A 2,272-nucleotide genomic window follows, 5' to 3' on the forward strand; every position below is an offset into this window, starting at 1 on the left:
CCTTGTCGCCTATATTATGCGTTCACGCGGCTACGAGATCGTGGCACTCCATTTTAACTATGGACAACGCACCGTAGCAAAAGAGCTCTCCTGCTTTCGTGCTATTTGCGACGATTTAGGGGTGAGTGAAAAATACGAAATTGATCTCGATTTTTTCAAAACCATTGGAGCTTCGGCGTTGACCGATCACACGATAGCGGTTCCTACAGGGGGGATCGAAGCGGGCGTCCCCATCACCTATGTCCCCTTTCGCAATGGGATCTTTCTCTCTATCGCCACGGCGATTGCCGAAAAAGAGGGGTGCAGTGTTATCGCTATCGGAGTCGTCGAAGAGGACAGCAGCGGTTATCCTGATTGTCGGGAAGCCTTTATTGAGACATTTCAGAACGCGGCAAACTTGGGAACTAAAGAGACGACAAATATTACGATAGAGATGCCTCTCGTGCATCTGCAAAAATCTCAAATTGTTGAAGAGTCACTTCGAATGGGTGCACCGCTTCATCTTACATGGAGCTGTTATCAAAGCGAAGAGATGGCGTGCGGTGTATGTGATAGCTGCCGATTACGTCTGCGCGGGTTTGAACGTGCCGGAGCGGTTGATCCTATAGCGTATGTTTAATCACCTTACTTCACCAATTACGATTCACTATCGGCCACGAAATCGTAATACCTATATTACGATAACCCATAACGCAGAAGTATGTGTACGGACACCGATCAAAGACGAGCGGCGTATTCGTATACTTTTACGAGAGAGGGAAGGGTGGATACATTCCAAACTGAGTGCGATCGCTTCTCGTCAGCAACAGCATCATATACTCGGTGAATCGATCCGATTTCGAGGTGAATGTGTCGCACTGCTACAACTGCCCCAACTGATTAAAACACTCGAAAAAGCTAAAAACAGCATTGATATTGAAAAATATTACCATCATTTTTACAAAAATGAAGCACTTTTAACACTTCCCTCTCGAGTATCGCATTACGCACGAAAGATGAATCTACACCCCAAAGAGATACGTTTTAAAAAGATGCGACGACGGTGGGGAAGCTGCAGTAGTGAGGGGATTGTGACACTTAATACGATGATGATGCAACTGGCCTACGAACATATCGACTACATCATTGTTCATGAATTAGCCCATTTACGCCATATGAATCACTCCAAAGAGTTCCACGCATTGGTACGGACTATTTTAGAGAATGAGAGAGGTTTGAGAAGAGAGTTAAAAGAGATACGGATCGGTTAAAAATCGAGTTCCAGTTGTTTCATGGCGGAGCGGGATGGATTGAGTATCCCTTTATCCACACCCGCGACGAGGGCGAAATGAAATGTTTTGGATTGCAAGATACTTAGTACCTCTTCGCTGTAGCGATAGAAAAAGATATTTTCGATCCCTATGGTCAAGCTAGAACGCATTGTTTCCGGGAGCAAATAGATAATTTTTGCCCATGAAGCTTGTGCATCAAGAAAATCGATCTGCTCGTCGATCAGCTCTAACAGCGGTTCGAAAATGACGACGCGGTCACTGCTCCCGAACTCTTTGCTCTCTAATCTCGAATTCGTAAAGACAGGGATAAAGTGCCCCATTTTACTAAATCCCCGTATTTGAAACGGTATCCGTAAAAAGGTATAGAAAAAAAGGATATGTTCGAGATAAGGGATAAAAAACGGGGATAGCATTTGCCGCTCATAAAAGGTATCGTTATGTATAAAGGAGGTTTCAAACAACGTTTGCTCGATAATCGTAATCGTATTTTCCTGCGCTCGGATAAGCTGAGAGTGCTCGATAAAAATATCGGGATCCGTTAGGGCAGGTGAGAAAAGGACGATCGACTTTTTCTCCAGCGGCCACAGCTTTTCCCAAATATCCCGCATTGACCCCTCAACATTGCAAAAATTGGCAGGGGTTGAAATCATGGTCGAGAGATGCAACGTTATCGGATCACATGCATAGGTTTGAAGCTCTTTTTCGAGAAGGTAAAACCGGAGGAGCTTTTTGAGGGCGTTATCGATATTATCGACTTTAATCCAAGCTATTTCGCTATCACTAATCTGGGTCGGTTTATCAAACATGACACCGTAAGCACCGTTTAGGAGAGCTTCGGGGATATCCTCAGGGGAATAGGCGATAAAAAATGATCCGCGCTTTACTTTTGAGGGTTCGAATACGACACTTTCAAAAAGAGTGACAGAGGGGTCTCCGAGGAGTATCCCTTTGCTGAGTGCGAGGATATTTTCGACTCTCATCCCACCGAACTTCCGCTGATG

The 2,272-nt window shown here is 44.9% G+C and carries 3 protein-coding genes; 2 read left to right on the forward strand and 1 reads right to left on the reverse strand.

Features of this window, described 5'->3' with window-relative positions; all coding sequences use genetic code 11:
• Nucleotides 1-619: 7-cyano-7-deazaguanine synthase QueC (gene queC, locus A2517_RS07005; RefSeq protein WP_294895497.1), on the forward strand; the 619-nt coding region annotated here is incomplete at its 5' end.
• Nucleotides 612-1,250, forward strand: a complete 639-nt coding sequence (locus tag A2517_RS07010) for a M48 family metallopeptidase (RefSeq protein WP_294895499.1) — start codon at nt 612-614, stop codon at nt 1,248-1,250. The genes queC and A2517_RS07010, both read left to right, overlap by 8 nt.
• On the opposite strand, the gene A2517_RS07015 is transcribed toward A2517_RS07010, so the two are convergent.
• Nucleotides 1,247-2,272, reverse strand: a 1,026-nt coding sequence (locus A2517_RS07015; protein WP_294895501.1) for a hypothetical protein, incomplete at its 5' end; no start/stop codon positions are given. The two genes, A2517_RS07010 and A2517_RS07015, sit on opposite strands and share 4 nt — an antisense overlap.

The sequence above is a fragment of the Sulfuricurvum sp. RIFOXYD12_FULL_44_77 genome, assembly GCF_001830725.1.
GTDB classification, from domain to species: domain Bacteria; phylum Campylobacterota; class Campylobacteria; order Campylobacterales; family Sulfurimonadaceae; genus Sulfuricurvum; species Sulfuricurvum kujiense_A.